This is a genomic window from Erwinia wuhanensis (genome assembly GCF_030484085.1).
Lineage (GTDB): Bacteria > Pseudomonadota > Gammaproteobacteria > Enterobacterales > Enterobacteriaceae > Erwinia > Erwinia aeris.
This window is the reverse complement of sequence record NZ_JAUJUH010000002.1, coordinates 514,603-528,712: the sequence shown is the minus strand read 5'-3', so window position 1 is coordinate 528,712 and position 14,110 is coordinate 514,603. Positions and strand designations below refer to the sequence as shown.

The 14,110-nt window shown below is 56.3% G+C and carries 15 protein-coding genes; 5 read left to right on the top strand and 10 right to left on the bottom strand.

Translation table 11 applies throughout. The features are described 5' to 3' along the window. The first annotated feature begins 70 nt into the window (after positions 1-70). A complete protein-coding gene (cueR, locus tag QZH36_RS06990; protein WP_253455001.1) occupies positions 71-481 on the top strand; it encodes a Cu(I)-responsive transcriptional regulator in 411 nt (136 codons plus the stop codon). 47 nt (positions 482-528) lie between these two features. Here cueR and QZH36_RS06985 read toward each other — a convergent pair whose 3' ends face one another. Genes QZH36_RS06985 through tesA form a run of 5 tightly spaced genes read right to left on the bottom strand, consistent with a single transcriptional unit; the run spans position 529 to position 4,331 of the window. After that, positions 529-999, bottom strand: a complete 471-nt coding sequence (locus QZH36_RS06985) for an NfeD family protein (protein ID WP_253455000.1) — start codon at positions 997-999, stop codon at positions 529-531. After that, positions 999-1,913: an SPFH domain-containing protein gene (locus tag QZH36_RS06980; RefSeq protein WP_301729877.1), complete on the bottom strand. Its 915-nt coding sequence runs from the start codon at positions 1,911-1,913 to the stop codon at positions 999-1,001. Before QZH36_RS06980 ends, QZH36_RS06985 begins: the two co-directional genes overlap by 1 nt. A gap of 53 nt (positions 1,914-1,966) precedes the next feature. Further along, positions 1,967-2,824 carry a co-chaperone YbbN gene (locus QZH36_RS06975; RefSeq protein WP_301729876.1) on the bottom strand — a complete coding sequence of 286 codons (858 nt, stop codon included), beginning with the start codon at positions 2,822-2,824 and terminating at the stop codon, positions 1,967-1,969. Between the two features lie 54 nt (positions 2,825-2,878). After that, entirely contained in the window at positions 2,879-3,676 is a 798-nt protein-coding gene (locus QZH36_RS06970) for an SDR family oxidoreductase (RefSeq protein ID WP_301252368.1), read from the bottom strand. A gap of 31 nt (positions 3,677-3,707) precedes the next feature. Then, complete coding sequence (tesA, locus tag QZH36_RS06965) at positions 3,708-4,331, bottom strand: multifunctional acyl-CoA thioesterase I/protease I/lysophospholipase L1 (RefSeq protein ID WP_301729875.1); 624 nt, start codon at positions 4,329-4,331, stop codon at positions 3,708-3,710. Here tesA and ybbA point away from each other — a divergent pair. The 3 genes from ybbA (at position 4,302) to QZH36_RS06950 (ending at position 8,215) form a co-directional block, all read left to right on the top strand. Next, positions 4,302-4,988 carry a putative ABC transporter ATP-binding protein YbbA gene (ybbA, locus tag QZH36_RS06960; RefSeq protein ID WP_301729874.1) on the top strand — a complete coding sequence of 229 codons (687 nt, stop codon included), beginning with the start codon at positions 4,302-4,304 and terminating at the stop codon, positions 4,986-4,988. The genes tesA and ybbA overlap by 30 nt on opposite strands. Next, positions 4,985-7,402 carry a putative ABC transporter permease subunit YbbP gene (ybbP, locus tag QZH36_RS06955; RefSeq protein WP_301729873.1) on the top strand — a complete coding sequence of 806 codons (2,418 nt, stop codon included), beginning with the start codon at positions 4,985-4,987 and terminating at the stop codon, positions 7,400-7,402. The genes ybbA and ybbP overlap by 4 nt, the downstream gene beginning before the upstream one ends. Before the next feature lie 159 nt (positions 7,403-7,561). After that, positions 7,562-8,215: an acyl-homoserine-lactone synthase gene (locus QZH36_RS06950; protein WP_253454994.1), complete on the top strand. Its 654-nt coding sequence runs from the start codon at positions 7,562-7,564 to the stop codon at positions 8,213-8,215. On the opposite strand, the gene QZH36_RS06945 is transcribed toward QZH36_RS06950, so the two are convergent. From QZH36_RS06945 to ppiB, 5 genes are all read right to left on the bottom strand, one after another. After that, on the bottom strand, positions 8,183-8,926 hold the full coding sequence (locus QZH36_RS06945; RefSeq protein WP_125288482.1) for a helix-turn-helix transcriptional regulator: 744 nt from the start codon (positions 8,924-8,926) through the stop codon (positions 8,183-8,185). The two genes, QZH36_RS06950 and QZH36_RS06945, sit on opposite strands and share 33 nt — an antisense overlap. Positions 8,927-9,361: 435 nt before the next feature. After that, positions 9,362-10,441 (bottom strand): 5-(carboxyamino)imidazole ribonucleotide synthase, encoded by a 1,080-nt coding sequence (gene purK / locus QZH36_RS06940; RefSeq protein WP_301729872.1) that lies wholly within the window; start codon positions 10,439-10,441, stop codon positions 9,362-9,364. Continuing rightward, positions 10,438-10,947: a 5-(carboxyamino)imidazole ribonucleotide mutase gene (purE, locus tag QZH36_RS06935; RefSeq protein WP_253454991.1), complete on the bottom strand. Its 510-nt coding sequence runs from the start codon at positions 10,945-10,947 to the stop codon at positions 10,438-10,440. Before purE ends, purK begins: the two co-directional genes overlap by 4 nt. A 265-nt stretch (positions 10,948-11,212) precedes the next feature. Next, on the bottom strand, positions 11,213-11,938 hold the full coding sequence (gene lpxH / locus QZH36_RS06930; protein ID WP_253454990.1) for a UDP-2,3-diacylglucosamine diphosphatase: 726 nt from the start codon (positions 11,936-11,938) through the stop codon (positions 11,213-11,215). Continuing rightward, positions 11,938-12,432: a peptidylprolyl isomerase B gene (gene ppiB, locus QZH36_RS06925; protein WP_125288486.1), complete on the bottom strand. Its 495-nt coding sequence runs from the start codon at positions 12,430-12,432 to the stop codon at positions 11,938-11,940. The genes lpxH and ppiB overlap by 1 nt, the downstream gene beginning before the upstream one ends. Before the next feature lie 231 nt (positions 12,433-12,663). Between ppiB and cysS the strand changes: the two genes are divergently transcribed. Further along, on the top strand, positions 12,664-14,052 hold the full coding sequence (cysS, locus tag QZH36_RS06920) for a cysteine--tRNA ligase (RefSeq protein WP_301729870.1): 1,389 nt from the start codon (positions 12,664-12,666) through the stop codon (positions 14,050-14,052). Positions 14,053-14,110: the final 58 nt, after the last annotated feature.

The following is a 14,110-nucleotide window of genomic DNA, read 5'->3' as shown; positions in this document are numbered from 1 at the left end:
GGCACGGACAATTTTAGTCCCACCGTGAAGAGTGTTAAAATTAAGCGATAGCAGACAGGCGGATCCCTATATGAACATTAGCGACGTAGCTAAAAAAACCGGGCTGACCAGCAAGGCCATCCGATTTTATGAGGAAAAAGGGTTGTTGACCGCGCCTTCGCGCGGCGAGAACGGCTATCGCCACTACACGACAAAGCATCTGGAGGAGCTGACGCTGCTGCGCCAGTCGCGCCAGGTGGGCTTTAGCCTGGAAGAGTGCCGTGAAATGCTGCTGCTCTTCCACAATCCGCAGCGCCATAGCGCCGAGGTAAAAGCCAGAACGCTGAATAAAGTGGCGGAAATCGAAGCGCATATCAGCGAACTGAACCTGATGCGCGAGCGGCTGCTGGCGCTGGCGGCCAGCTGTCCGGGCGATGAGGGCGCCGATTGCCCTATTATTGATAACCTGGCGGGATGCTGCCACGAGAGCAAGGGGCGTTAAGCGGGCGCTCGCTAAGGCATCTTTACGGCCCGTAAAAATCGAAAGGGCTACGCCGATTGCTCGTTGTTGGGATCTCGCCTGACGATCCGCAGCGTAATCCCTTCCACCGCCACCACCGTAACCGGCGTACCGGCAGGAAGGTTTTCCGTAGCCTGGACGCGCCAGCTGCTGTCGCCAACGCGAATATGCCCTATACCGTCGTGCAGCGCTTCCTCCAGCCGTAGCGCAGAGCCAATCAGCTGGCTGCCGCGCTGGTTAAGCGAGGAGGGCGGCTGCTTACGATCCCGGCCGCGCAGCCAGCTATACCACCACAGCGCGGAAAGGATGGTCAGGATGGCAAAGCATAAACCCTGCCACTCCCAGGGCAGCGGCACCAGCCAGACCAGCAGGCTGACCAGCACGGCAGCGACGCCGCTCCAGAGCAGATAGCCGCTGGCGCCCAGCATTTCCGCCGCAAGCAGGATGCCGCCCAGCGTCAGCCACAGCCAGGCAGGATTGGCGAACAGTTCGCTCGCCATCAGCTTTGCCTGTCTTTTTTGGTTTCCTTCAGCAGCTCGGCGATGCCAGCGACCGAACCGATCAGGCTTGACGATTCCAGCGGCATCATAATCATTTTGCTGCTTTGCGAGGTGCCAATCTTCTGCAGCGCATCGGTGTATTTCTGCGCCACGAAGTAGTTGATGGCCTGAATATCCCCGGCGGCGATGGCTTCTGAAACCATTTTGGTGGCGCGTGCTTCGGCTTCTGCGCCGCGTTCCCTCGCCTCGGCCTGGAGGAAAGCTGACTGGCGCTCGCCCTCCGCTTTCAGGATCTGTGACTGCTTCTCGCCTTCCGCACGCAGGATCGCGGCCTGGCGGACGCCTTCCGCTTCCAGAATATCGGCGCGCTTGGTACGTTCCGCCTTCATCTGCGCGTTCATAGAGGCAATCAGCTCGGCCGGTGGCCGCACGTCGCGAATTTCAATGCGGGTAATTTTGACGCCCCACGGGTTGGTCGCTTCATCCACGATACGCAGCAGCCGGGTGTTGATGTTATCGCGCTGCGACAGCATCTCGTCCAGCTCCATCGAGCCCAGTACGGTACGCATATTGGTCATGGTTAAATTCACGATAGCCAGCTCAAGGTTGCTGACCTCGTAGGCCGCGCGTGGCGAGTCGATTACCTGAATAAAGCAGACGGCATCGATAGTCACGCTGGCGTTATCTTTCGAGATGATTTCCTGCGAGGGGATATCCAGCACCTGTTCCATCATGTTGATCTTGCGACCAACGCGATCCATAAAGGGCACCAGAAGGTTAAGGCCGGGCTGCAGCGTTTTGGTGTAGCGGCCAAAACGTTCGACCGTCCACTGGTAGCCCTGCGGCACAATTTTGATGCCGGACCAGACAATCACCAGCGCGACAAGAATAATAACGGGAATAACAGTCAACATATAACCTCCGGGTTGTTGAAAAACGGGCTGATCCATTCAGCCCGGATGCTTTGTTAGTAAAGCAGGGAATAGAGCTGGCGACGGTATTTTGCGGCCAGCGCATTGCCCGTGCCCAGCGCCGCCAGGATCTCCTGCAGGATCTTGCGCGCGTGGCCGTCCGCCGCACCTAAATCTTTTTGCAAATGGCCGAACAGCAGCGCCAGCGCCTCTTCGTTGCGGCCGACCTGATGCAGCTGAACGGCCAGCCTGGTCGCCAGTTCAGGGTTGTCAGGATCGGCATCAATTTGCTGCTGCAGCTGCTGAATTTCCGGCGTATCGGCCGCCTGCTTCAGCAGGTCGATTTGGGCGATCAGTCCCTGATAGCGGGTATCTTTATCCTGTAACGGCACCACGTCCAGCACCGCCTGCGCTTCATCGCTGCGGTTCAGGCTGATTAACACCTCGGCCAGCAGAAAGCCCATTTCGCTGTTTTGGTTGCTTAACTGCCAGGCTTCTTTCAGCAGCGGCAGCGCTTCCAGCGGCTTACCTTCCTCCACCAGCTGCATGGCCTGCTGCGCCTTCAGCTCTTCTTCTTTCGGCAGCACCTTGTGCAGCAGCGCGCGCACGGCTTCTTCCGGCTGCGGGCCCTGGAAACCGTCTACCGGCTGACCGTTCTGGAACAGATAAACGGTAGGAATGGCGCGCAGGCCAAACTGCTGGGCAACGGCAGGCTCCGCGTCGCAGTCCAGCTCGGCAAGGATAAACTGACCGGCATACTCCTGCGCCAGGCGCTCCAGCAGCGGCGTCAGCTCCTGACAGTGCTGGCTGCGCGCAGACCAGAAGTAAAACAGCACGGGGATCTGCATCGACTGCTCAAGCGTCTGATGCAGGTTGCTTTCGTTAATGGTGACAATAGCAGCTTGTGATGACATGAATTCGTCTCTTTATTCCGGGTTTCTTACTTTATTGGGGCGGATGCTTTGGCTTCAAGGTTTTGTTGGCGTCTGCGTCGGTTTACCGCGCAAAATGCGATCCAGCATCCGGCCCGGCAAAATACGCCGCAGCAGCGTGATGGCGTGAGCGACCATCGTTACAGGATAGCGTAAGCGAGGTCGCGGGCTCTCCAGCGCGTGGCGCAGCTTCGGCAGGATCGCCTCCGGCGGCAGCGTAAAGCGGGCGGCGATACCGGGATTTTCTACCGGTTTCTCCCGTTCGGCCTGATTCACATTGTCGGTAAAACGGGTTTTGATCGGGCCTGGCTCAATCAGGCTGACCTGAACGCCGCTGCCGTGCAGCTCCATGCGCAGCGTGTCGGACCAGGCTTCCAGCGCATATTTGCTGGCCGCGTAGGCGCCGCGTCCCGGCGTGGCGATCAGGCCCATTACCGAGCTGGTATTGATAACGCGCGCGTCGCCGCTGGCGCGTAAAGCCGGCAGCAGCAGCATCGTCAGCTGATGCGTGCCGAAAAAGTTGGTGGCGAACTGCTGTTCCATCTGTTGACGGCTAATTGCGGTAAGCGGGCCGTAAACGCCATAGCCGCCGTTATTAAACAGCGCGAAAATCCGGTTATCGCTTAAAGCAAGGATCTGCTCTGCCGCGCGGATAACGCTTTCGCTGCTGTTCAGATCCATTTCGACGCCGGTAAAACCCAGCTCGTCCATGCGCTGCACGTCTTCCGGTTTACGGCAGACGGCCAGAATACGGTAGCCGCGTCGCAGCAGATCGTTGGCGGCGACCAGGCCGATCCCGCTGGAGCAGCCGGTGATAACAACTGTTTTTTGCATAACTTTACCTGTAGGCGATCTGCAATCTCGGTTACTCATGGTTAACTAGCGGAGCCAGCGCTTTTGCCATCTGATCGGCAATAAAGGGCTGCGCATCAGGATTCGGGTGAATGCCGTCCTGCTGCATCCATTCCGGCTTCAGATAGACCCGCTCCATAAAAAAGGGCAGCAGCGGCAGAGAAAACTCTTTCGCCAGTCTGGGGTAAACGTCGCTGAATGCTTCGGTATAGCGACGGCCATAGTTAGGCGGCAGGCGAACCTGCATCAGCAGCGGCTGTGCGCCAGCCGTTTTCACCAGGCGAATAATTTGCCGCAGTTCCTGCTCCAGCTGCTGAGGAGGAAAACCGCGCAGCCCGTCGTTGCCGCCCAGCTCAATCAGCACCCAGCGAGGCTGATGCTGCTGCAGCAAAGCGGGCAGGCGGGCCAGACCCTGCGCCGCCGTATCGCCGCTTATGCTACCGTTAATAATGACGGGAGATTTCTGCCATTTATCATTGAGTAACGCTGGCCACGCGGCGCTGGCGGACATGCGATAGCCCGCGCTCAGGCTGTCGCCCAGCACCAGCAATTTGTCCGCCGCCGCCGCACGCAGCGTCGTCAGAGCCAAAAATAACAGGATAAGGTAATGCCAGCGGAAAACATTCTTGAAGTTCATCGTCTTAGTAAGTCCGTCGGTCAGGGTGAGCATCAGCTTTCCATCCTTACCGGAGTTGAGCTGGTTGTCAAACCGGCCGAGACCATCGCGCTAATCGGCGAGTCCGGTTCCGGGAAGTCGACGCTGTTAGGGATCCTGGCCGGTCTGGACGACGGCAGCGAAGGCGAAGTTTTTCTGCTGGGGTCGCCTTTACATCAGATGGATGAGGAACAGCGGGCAGCGCTGCGTGCTAAAAGCGTCGGCTTTGTGTTTCAGTCCTTTATGCTGGTGCCGACGCTGAACGCGCTGGAAAACGTGCAGCTGCCAGCGCTGCTGCGCGGCGAAAGCGATGCGCAAAGCCGCGAACAGGCGAAAAACCTGCTGGGCCAGCTGGGGCTGTCGGCGCGCCTGAGCCATCTGCCGTCGCAGCTTTCCGGCGGCGAGCAGCAGCGCGTGGCGTTAGCGCGTGCCTTTAGCGGGCGTCCGGCGCTGCTGTTCGCCGATGAGCCGACCGGTAATCTCGATCGCCAGACGGGCGAACGGATCGTCGAGCAGCTGTTTTCACTGAACCGCGATTTTGCCACCACGCTGATCCTGGTTACCCATGATGAGCAGTTGGCCGCCCGCTGCGATCGCCGCTTAAGAATGCGCGATGGCAAACTTCAGGAGGAAGTATGATTTGGCGCTGGTTCTGGCGGGAATGGAAATCGCCTTCGCTGCTGATCGTCTGGCTGGCGCTAACGCTGGCGGTGGCCTGCGTGCTGGCGCTGGGATCGCTCAGCGACAGGATGGAAAAGGGGCTGACCCAGCAAAGCCGCGACTATATGGCGGGCGACCGCACGCTGCAAAGCTCGCGCGAGGTGCCGCAAGCCTGGCTGGATGAGGCGCGCCGCGAAGGGTTGCAGGTGGGCCGTCAGCTGACGTTTATGACCATGACCTTCGCCAGCGACACGCCGCAGCTGGCTGCCGTAAAAGCCGTGGACGACCGCTATCCGATGTTCGGCCAGCTTGCTACCGAACCCGCCGGGCTGCGTCCCGTGGCGGGCACCGTGCTGGCCGCACCGCGGCTGCTGGCGCTGCTGGATGTGAAGGCGGGCAGCAAGCTGGACGTGGGCGATGCCACGCTGCACGTAGCCGGAGAGGTCATTCAGGAACCCGACGCCGGGTTTAATCCCTTTCAGACCGCGCCGCGTCTGTTAATGAACCTGGCGGATGTGGCAAAGACCGGCGCCATTCAGCCGGGAAGCCGGGTGACATGGCGTTATAAATTTGCCGGGACGGCTTCGCAGCTGGCGAACTACGACCGCTTTATCGCGGCGCGTATTCAGCCCGAACAGCGCTGGATCAGCGTGGAGAACTCAGAGGACGCCCTCGGCAAATCGATGCAGCGCGCGCAGCAATTTTTACTGCTTTCAGCGCTGCTGACGCTGATGCTGGCGATTGCCGCCGTGGTTGTCGCCATGAACCACTACTGCCGCAGCCGTTACGATCTGGTTGCCGTGCTGAAGACGCTGGGCGCCAACAGAGCGGCCCTGCGCAAACTGATTGTCGGTCAGTGGCTGGCCGTGCTGCTGCTGGCGGCGCTTTGCGGCGGCATCGTGGGAAAAGGCTTTGAGGCGCTGCTGCTGCAAATGCTGCGGCCGGTATTGCCGGGCGAACTGCCTGCGGCCAGTTTCTGGCCCTGGCTGTGGGCAACGGGATCGCTGTTTGCCATTTCCCTGCTGGTTGGCCTGCGGCCCTATCGGCTGTTGCTGGCTACCCAGCCGCTGCGGGTGCTGCGGCGCGATGTCATCGCTTCCGTCTGGCCGCTGAAATTTTATCTTCCGATAATGGCGCTGACGATAGTGGTTCTGCTTGCACTGCTGGTCGGCGGCAGCAGGCTGCTCTGGGCGCTGATCGCCGGCATCCTGCTACTGACGCTGCTGCTGGGCGGGCTGGGGTGGGGCGCGTTGTTGCTGCTGCGGCGGCTGCGCGTGCGTAACCTGGCTTTCCGGCTGGCGGTTAACCGACTGCTGCGTCAGCCCTCGGCGACCTTCAGCCAGCTGGCCGCTTTTTCGCTTTCTTTTATGCTGCTGGCTCTGCTGCTGGTTATGCGCGGCGATCTGCTCGATCGCTGGCAGCAGCAGCTCCCGCCCGACAGCCCTAATTATTTCCTGCTTAATTTAACCGGGGAGCAAATCTCGCCGGTGCGTGCTTTCCTGGAGCAACATCATATCCAGCCACAGACTTTTTATCCGATTGTCAGAGCGCGGCTAACCTCGATTAATCAGCAGCCTGCCGATCCGTCGCTGGATAACGCGCTGAACCGCGAGCTTAACCTGACCTGGCTTGAAAAGCTGCCCGACCATAATCCGCTGGTTGCCGGTAGCTGGCCGCCCCGGGCGGGCGAAGTCTCGATAGAAGAAGCGCTGGCGGAGAGGCTGGGCGTTAAGCCTGGCGATACGCTGACCTTCACCGGCGATACGCAAACCTTCTCTGCAAAAATTACCAGTCTGCGCAAAGTGGACTGGGAAAGCCTCAAGCCCAACTTTTTCTTTATCTTTCCGCCCGGCGCGTTGGATGGACAGCCGCAAACCTGGCTGACCAGCTTTCGGCTTGATCATGATAATGCGCTGCTGGCGCAGCTGAATCGCGCCTTTCCTACGCTCAGCCTGCTGGATATCGGCACTATCCTGCGGCAAATAGGGCAGGTGCTGGCGCAGGTGAGCCAGGCGCTGGAGATCATGGTCGTGCTGGTCACCGCCTGCGGTATTTTACTGCTGCTGGCGCAGATACAGGTCGGGATGCGTCAGCGCAGGCAGGAGCTGGTGGTATATCGAACGCTGGGCGCCGGTAAAAAGCTGCTGAGGCACACGCTGTGGTGCGAGTTTGCGCTGCTGGGCTGCGTCTCCGGCATCGCCGCCACGCTGGGCGCCGAGGCGGCGCTGTGGGGCCTGCAGCGTAAGGTGTTTGATTTCCCGTGGCAGCCCGACTATCTCCTGTGGGTAAGGTTGCCTCTGGCCGGCACCTGTTTACTGTCGCTGTGCGGCGGCTGGTTAGGCATAAGGTTACTTAAAGGAAAGGCATTGTTCAGAGGGTATAACGCAGCGTAGAATAAAGGCCGATATGTATCGGCCTTTATCATTTATTTTCTTTCGTATTCTGAGGCGGCCGGGAACCTCTGAATCGTTTCGCCTGACCGGTTTTGCTTTCCTGCGGGCTGTGATAAAGGTCATAAATAACGTAGATAGTGGAATAGGGAAATAGCTGAAATGTTGGATCTGCTGGATATAAAATATCGTCATCTCTCTGAAATGAAGTCAACTGAGCTATTTGGTTTAAGAAAAAGAGTATTTAAAGACAGACTCAACTGGATGGTCAACAGCCAGGATGAGATGGAGTTCGATGAATATGATAATGAACAAACCACTTATGTTTTTGGCGTCCACCAGGATACCTGCGTTTGTAGCCTTCGCTTTATAGAAACCCAACACCCGAATATGATTACCGGCACGTTCCGGTCATGGTTTAAAGATTTTACGCTTCCCGAAGGGAACTACGTAGAGGCCAGCCGTCTGTTTATCGATAAAGAGCGGATGACGATGTTAAAGCTGCGTGAGAAACCCGTCAGCGCGCTGCTTTTTTTATCGATGATTAATTATGCCCGGCACTATAAATATGACGGCATATACGCCATCGTCAGCCATCCTATGTATCTCATTTTTAAGCGTTCTGGCTGGAAGGTTTCGGTAGAGGCACAAAGTCTTTCCGAGAAAAAAGAAAAGATATTTCTGATCTTTATGCCTGTAGATGATGATAACCAGCGTATATTGATTGACCTGGTAAAATCTAAGGCACCCGAGTTAACAATGGCCCTGGATGCCTGGCCGCTCTCATTCCCCGTCAGTCAGCACCGGCCTGATTAGCTGTAGCTCAATGCTTAATCTGATGGCATGTTTCATATTGGTAACGCCCAACTTTTTCACCGCGTTACCAATATGATATTTAACCGTGGTGAGCTTGATGCCCAGAATTAACGCGATTTCCTGGTAGGATTTGCCCACGCTGGCCCAGTAAATAATCTCATTCTCTCTTTTAGAGAATATTTCCCGCGTGTTCATTTCATCAAAATCAGTTTTTCTTGCCTGCTCCTGATACAGCTCCGTCAGCTTTTCATGGGCGTTAATCAGCAGCATTTGCAATTTGCTTTTATTCGTCTGGATCACTTCTTCAATATTATCGTCACAGTGCTCGTCCAGCATGATTGAGAGCACGACAAGATTGTTATTGTGGTCGTGAAGAACAAACGTATAGCCGTTGATGATATTGTGGTTACGCGCCATATCAAAAAGCTTAGGAACCTTGACGCCCTTGTTCAGCATAATGTTTTCGTCCCATGAGAAGGGCGAAACACGGTAAAGCGCCGTGATCAGAACGGGATCGATAAACTGAAAGTTGTTTTCGACATAAACCTGAAACCATTCCGGCCTGTTAGAAATTATAGAGAAATCCGCAGGGTTGCGTTTACTCATAATCGCATAGGCATACTTAACGTTACTGAACTGAGTCAGTTTCCTCTCAAGGTAATCTTTTATGGAGGAATTGATAACCTGATTACTAAAATATGATTTAGACATGTAATTATCTCCCTGAGAAAGTGGGGCTTCCATCGTCAATAGCCGACTTTACCATGTTTTTAAAGCCAGACCTAACGATGCACCCTGCTCAGACAGGCTGCCGTAGATGAGCGGCGTTAAAGTAAATGGCGGAATAATGTTCAGCACGTCCGGCGCAGCCGAAAAATCATAGTAACTTTTTATGGAAGCTGAAGAAACAGGGTGTTGACGTAAGGGCACAATTTGATGAGAGAAGCGAGGGAGGAGAACCAAACCAGACCCTGACACGTCAATCATGAAGCAAAATTTACGTGTTTATCCAGAAAATCTGAGAGTGGTTCCCTTGGTGTTGGCAAAAAAAACTTCTAATTACTTAATAGTATTATGTATTTATTGTTTTGTTCGCCAATACAATACGACTTTCACCAACAAATTAATAGCCATACTTAAGTACAGTTAAGCACTGTCTTTTTTCAGATGGGTGTTTGCCCAGGCAATGCCTTCAGCATAATCGGCAGGTAAATCCTGCGCCAGCGCGCTCAGTGCCTGCTGAAGCGATTCACGGCTGGTATCGCAAAGGTTCAGGTGCCCTACCTTGCGTCCCGGACGCACTTCTTTTTCATACCAGTGCAGGCGAACCAGCGGTTGCTCCAGCCACGCAAGGTTAACTGCCGTGCCGATCAGGTTAATCATAACCGACGGCGTGCTGACGACGGGCGCAGGCAAAGGCAGATCCAGAATGGCGCGCAGATGCAGCTCGAACTGGCTGATGGAAGCGCCGTTCTGCGTCCAGTGGCCGCTGTTGTGCACGCGGGGCGCCAGCTCGTTAATCAGCAGTCCTTCCGGCACCACAAAGCATTCCATGGCCATAACGCCTACATAGTCCAGCTCGTTCATAATAGCGGCCAGCATACTTTCAGCCTGCTGTTGACGTTCCGCATCCGGCGTCGGTAACGCGACGCTGGCGCGCAGAATACCGTCCTGATGCAGATTGTGGGTGAGGGGATAGAAAACCGTGCGGCCGTCATGAGCGCGAGCGCCAACCAGAGACACCTCGCCGGAAAAATTAATGCCCTGTTCCACAATGCACTCGCCGTAGCAATCCGCAGGCAGGGAAGCGACATCGTTCTGCCGTAAACGCCACTGGCCGCGACCATCGTAGCCGCCCGTACGGCGCTTAACGATAGCCAGCTCGCCCAGCCTGGCGAAAACATCGGGCCACTGCGCGGCATCGCTCAGCAGCTGCCAGGGCGCGGTAGCCAGGTTCAGCCGATCCAGCAGCTGTTTTTGCGTCAGACGATCGGCCAGCAGCGGGAAAATATCGCGGTTTACAAAGGCATTATGATGCGAGAGTTCACGCGTCAGCGCCGTTTCCGGCCAGCGTTCGATTTCCGCCGTGATCACGCTTTGTTGGATAGGCAGCGCTTCCGGTTCCGCATCCAGCCCGACAGGATAAACGGCTATTCCCAGCGGTTCACCAGCCTGGCGCAGCATCCGCCCCAGCTGACCATTTCCTAATACGCAGACTGGCTTCATGCTTCCTCCCGCGGATCCGGGTTATTCAGAACTTCGTCAGTCTGGCTTTGACGCCAGGCGGACAGACGCTGGTTTAACTCCGCATCGTGTAGCGCCAGGATTTGTGCGGCCAGCAGCGCCGCATTAGCCGCGCCTGCTTTACCGATAGCCAGCGTGCCGACCGGGATGCCGCGCGGCATCTGGACAATGGAGTAAAGGCTGTCAACGCCGCTCAGCGCCGCGCTCTGCACCGGTACGCCCAGCACGGGCACCAGCGTTTTCGCCGCCAGCATGCCGGGCAGGTGCGCCGCGCCGCCAGCGCCGGCGATAATAACCTGAATACCGTTCTCTGCGGCCTGTTCGGCAAAGCTGAACAGCTTGTCCGGCGTACGGTGCGCTGAAACCACTTCACAATGAAAAGGAACGGCCAGGCTGGTGAGAATGTCCGCGGCGAATTGCATGGTTGCCCAGTCGCTTTTAGAACCCATTACAATGGCGATGCGGGCCGGTGCGGCAGTAGAAGACATGCGGGTGTGACTCCTGTGATTATACAAACAGTGTCTGAAAGCTGGTCGGTCAGCCAGACAGGAAGGGCTGAGAGAATAGCATGACTCACCGGGCAGGAAAACGGTTGCGTCGGTTCAATCGCATCACGGAATGGGGAACTTCGCGCCTGTCAGCTGACCAGCAGCAGGCTTAAAGCCACTGCATCAGATGCCGGAACGTTAAGCCGGGAGGCTTTTGGCGTAGCTCAGACAGCAAGCGTTTTGGTCGACGCAATATGGGAAGAATTTACAGGGGAAAAGCGATCAGTTCCGTTCCGGATGAGGTTACGCGGATCATCGATCCTTCCGTGTGCCAGGCGCCCAGCACCACGCGTTCGGCGGGCAGACCGTTAACGGTGAGCGTATGAACGGCGGGGCGGTGCGTATGGCCATGAATAAGGCACTGCACCTGATAGCGGCTCATCGTATAGGTAACGGCTTCGTTATTAACGTCCATAATCGCCATCGTTTTGCTGCTGTTGGCCTGCTTGCTGCCAGCACGCATTTTCTGAGCGATACGCTGGCGCAGCGACAGCGGCAGCGACAGGAAAAGCTTTTGCAGCCAGCGCTGATGGACCTTGCGGCGAAAGCGCTGATAGCCTTCGTCATCAGTACACAGCGTGTCGCCATGCATAATCAGCAGCGGCCGACCATACAGCTCCAGCCGTTGCGCTTCCGGCAGCAGCCGCATACCGCATGATTTTGCAAAGCGCTGACCGAGCAGGAAATCGCGGTTGCCGTGAATAAAGTAGCAGGGAACGCCCGCCAGCCTTAATTCATCAAGCGCGGCGGCGACTTTGGCGTGAAGCGGATTGGGATCGTCATCGCCAATCCAGGCCTCAAACAGGTCACCGAGGATGTACAGTGCATCGGCCTGACGCGCGTCACGCCGCAAAAAAGCAAGAAAACCGGCAGTGATTGCCGGTTCTTCTTCACACAGATGTAAATCTGCGATAAACAGCGTATGCGACATTATTCGCTAACGGTGACTTTCTGGATCACGACGTCTTCTTTTGGCACGTCCTGATGCATTCCGCTGCGGCCAGTAGAAACGGCTTTGATTTTCTCAACCACGTCCATGCCTTCCACAACTTCAGCAAAGACGCAGTAGCCCCAGCCCTGCAGACTTTCGTCACGGAAGTTCAGGAAGTCGTTGTCCGCCACGTTAATGAAGAACTGCGCGGTCGCGGAGTGTGGCGCCTGGGTACGGGCCATCGCCAGCGTGCCTTTGGTGTTTTTCAGGCCGTTGTTGGCTTCGTTACGGATTTCCGCTTTGGTGGCTTTCTGCTGCATGCCAGGCTCAAAACCGCCGCCCTGGATCATAAAGCCGTTGATAACACGGTGGAAAATGGTGTTGTCGTAAAAACCTTCACGGCAGTAATCCAGGAAGTTTTTAACAGTTTCAGGCGCTTTATCGTCAAAGGTTTTGATAACGATATCGCCATGGTTAGTCTGGAAAGTGACCATATTCTCATCCTGTAAAGGTTGAAGGGGTGGATTTAGCTGCCGTCAGCGGAATAATCAGGCTGACAGGCGATAAAATAGAGGGCTCTTATATCACAAAATGTGATGACGAGTCAGCACCGCCGCATAAACGGAAGCGTGCCGAACCTTGCTTTGCGTGGCGCTTGCGTTAACAATACGGCAGAATATGCCTGTTACTATCACGATCGCACACGTTAAAAACGGAATGTCTCAATGCTAAAGATTTTCAACACCCTGAGTCGTCAAAAAGAGGAATTTAAGCCTATTCATGCCGGTCAAATCGGCATGTACGTGTGCGGCATCACCGTCTATGACCTGTGTCATATTGGTCACGGGCGCACCTTTATTGCCTTTGACGTGGTCGCCCGCTATCTGCGCTATTTAGGCTACTCGCTGAAGTACGTGCGTAACATCACCGATATTGATGACAAAATCATCAAGCGCGCCAACGAAAACGGCGAAACTATCGACGTGCTGACCGATCGGATGATCGCGGAAATGCACGCTGACTTCGCCGCGCTGAATATTCTGCCGCCGGATCTGGAACCTCGCGCTACGCACCATATCACCGACATCATTGAACTGGTCAGCAAGCTTATTGAGCGCGACCATGCTTACGTCGCCAGCAACGGCGACGTGATGTTCTCTGTTGCCAGCGACGCCGATTACGGCCTGCTGTCGCGTCAGGATCTGGAACAGCTCCAGGCCGGCGCGCGCGTTGAGGTGGCCGCCGACGTTAAACGTAATCCTATGGACTTTGTGCTGTGGAAAATGTCCAAGGCCAATGAGCCGGGCTGGCCTTCGCCGTGGGGCGAGGGGCGTCCGGGCTGGCATATTGAATGTTCCGCCATGAACTGCAAGCAGCTTGGCGAGCACTTCGATATTCACGGCGGCGGTTCCGACCTGATGTTCCCGCATCATGAAAACGAAATCGCCCAGTCTACCTGCGCGCATGACGGCCCCTACGTCAACTACTGGATGCATTCCGGCATGGTGATGGTTGACCGTGAAAAGATGTCCAAGTCGCTGAACAACTTCTTTACCGTGCGCGACGTGCTGGGCTATTTCGATGCCGAGACCGTGCGCTACTTCCTGATGTCGGGCCACTATCGCAGCCAGCTGAATTACGGCGAAGATAACCTGAAGCAGGCGCGCGCGGCGCTGGAGAGGCTTTATACCGCGCTGCGCAACACCGATCCGCAGGCTGAAGCCGTGGGCGGCGAGGCTTTTGAAGCCCGTTTCCGCGAGGCGATGGACGACGATTTCAACACGCCGGAAGCCTATTCCGTGCTCTTTGATATGGCGCGCGACGTTAACCGCCTGAAAACCGAAGACAGGGCGGCCGCAAACGGGCTGGCGGCAAAACTGCGTCAGCTGGCTGGCGTGCTGGGCCTGCTGGAACAGGATCCTGAAGTCTTTTTGCAGAGCGGTGCGCAAAGTAACGACGATGAGGTCGCCGAGATCGAAGCGCTGATCAAAATGCGCCTGGATGCACGTAAAGAGAAAAACTGGGCGCAGGCTGACCTGGCGCGTGACAAGCTGGTCGAAATGGGGATCGTGCTGGAAGACGGCCCGCAGGGAACCAGCTGGCGTCGTAAATAAGCTAAAAAAGTTCAGGAGCCAATTGGCTCCTGAATGGTTTTTACTTTCTTCACCGACC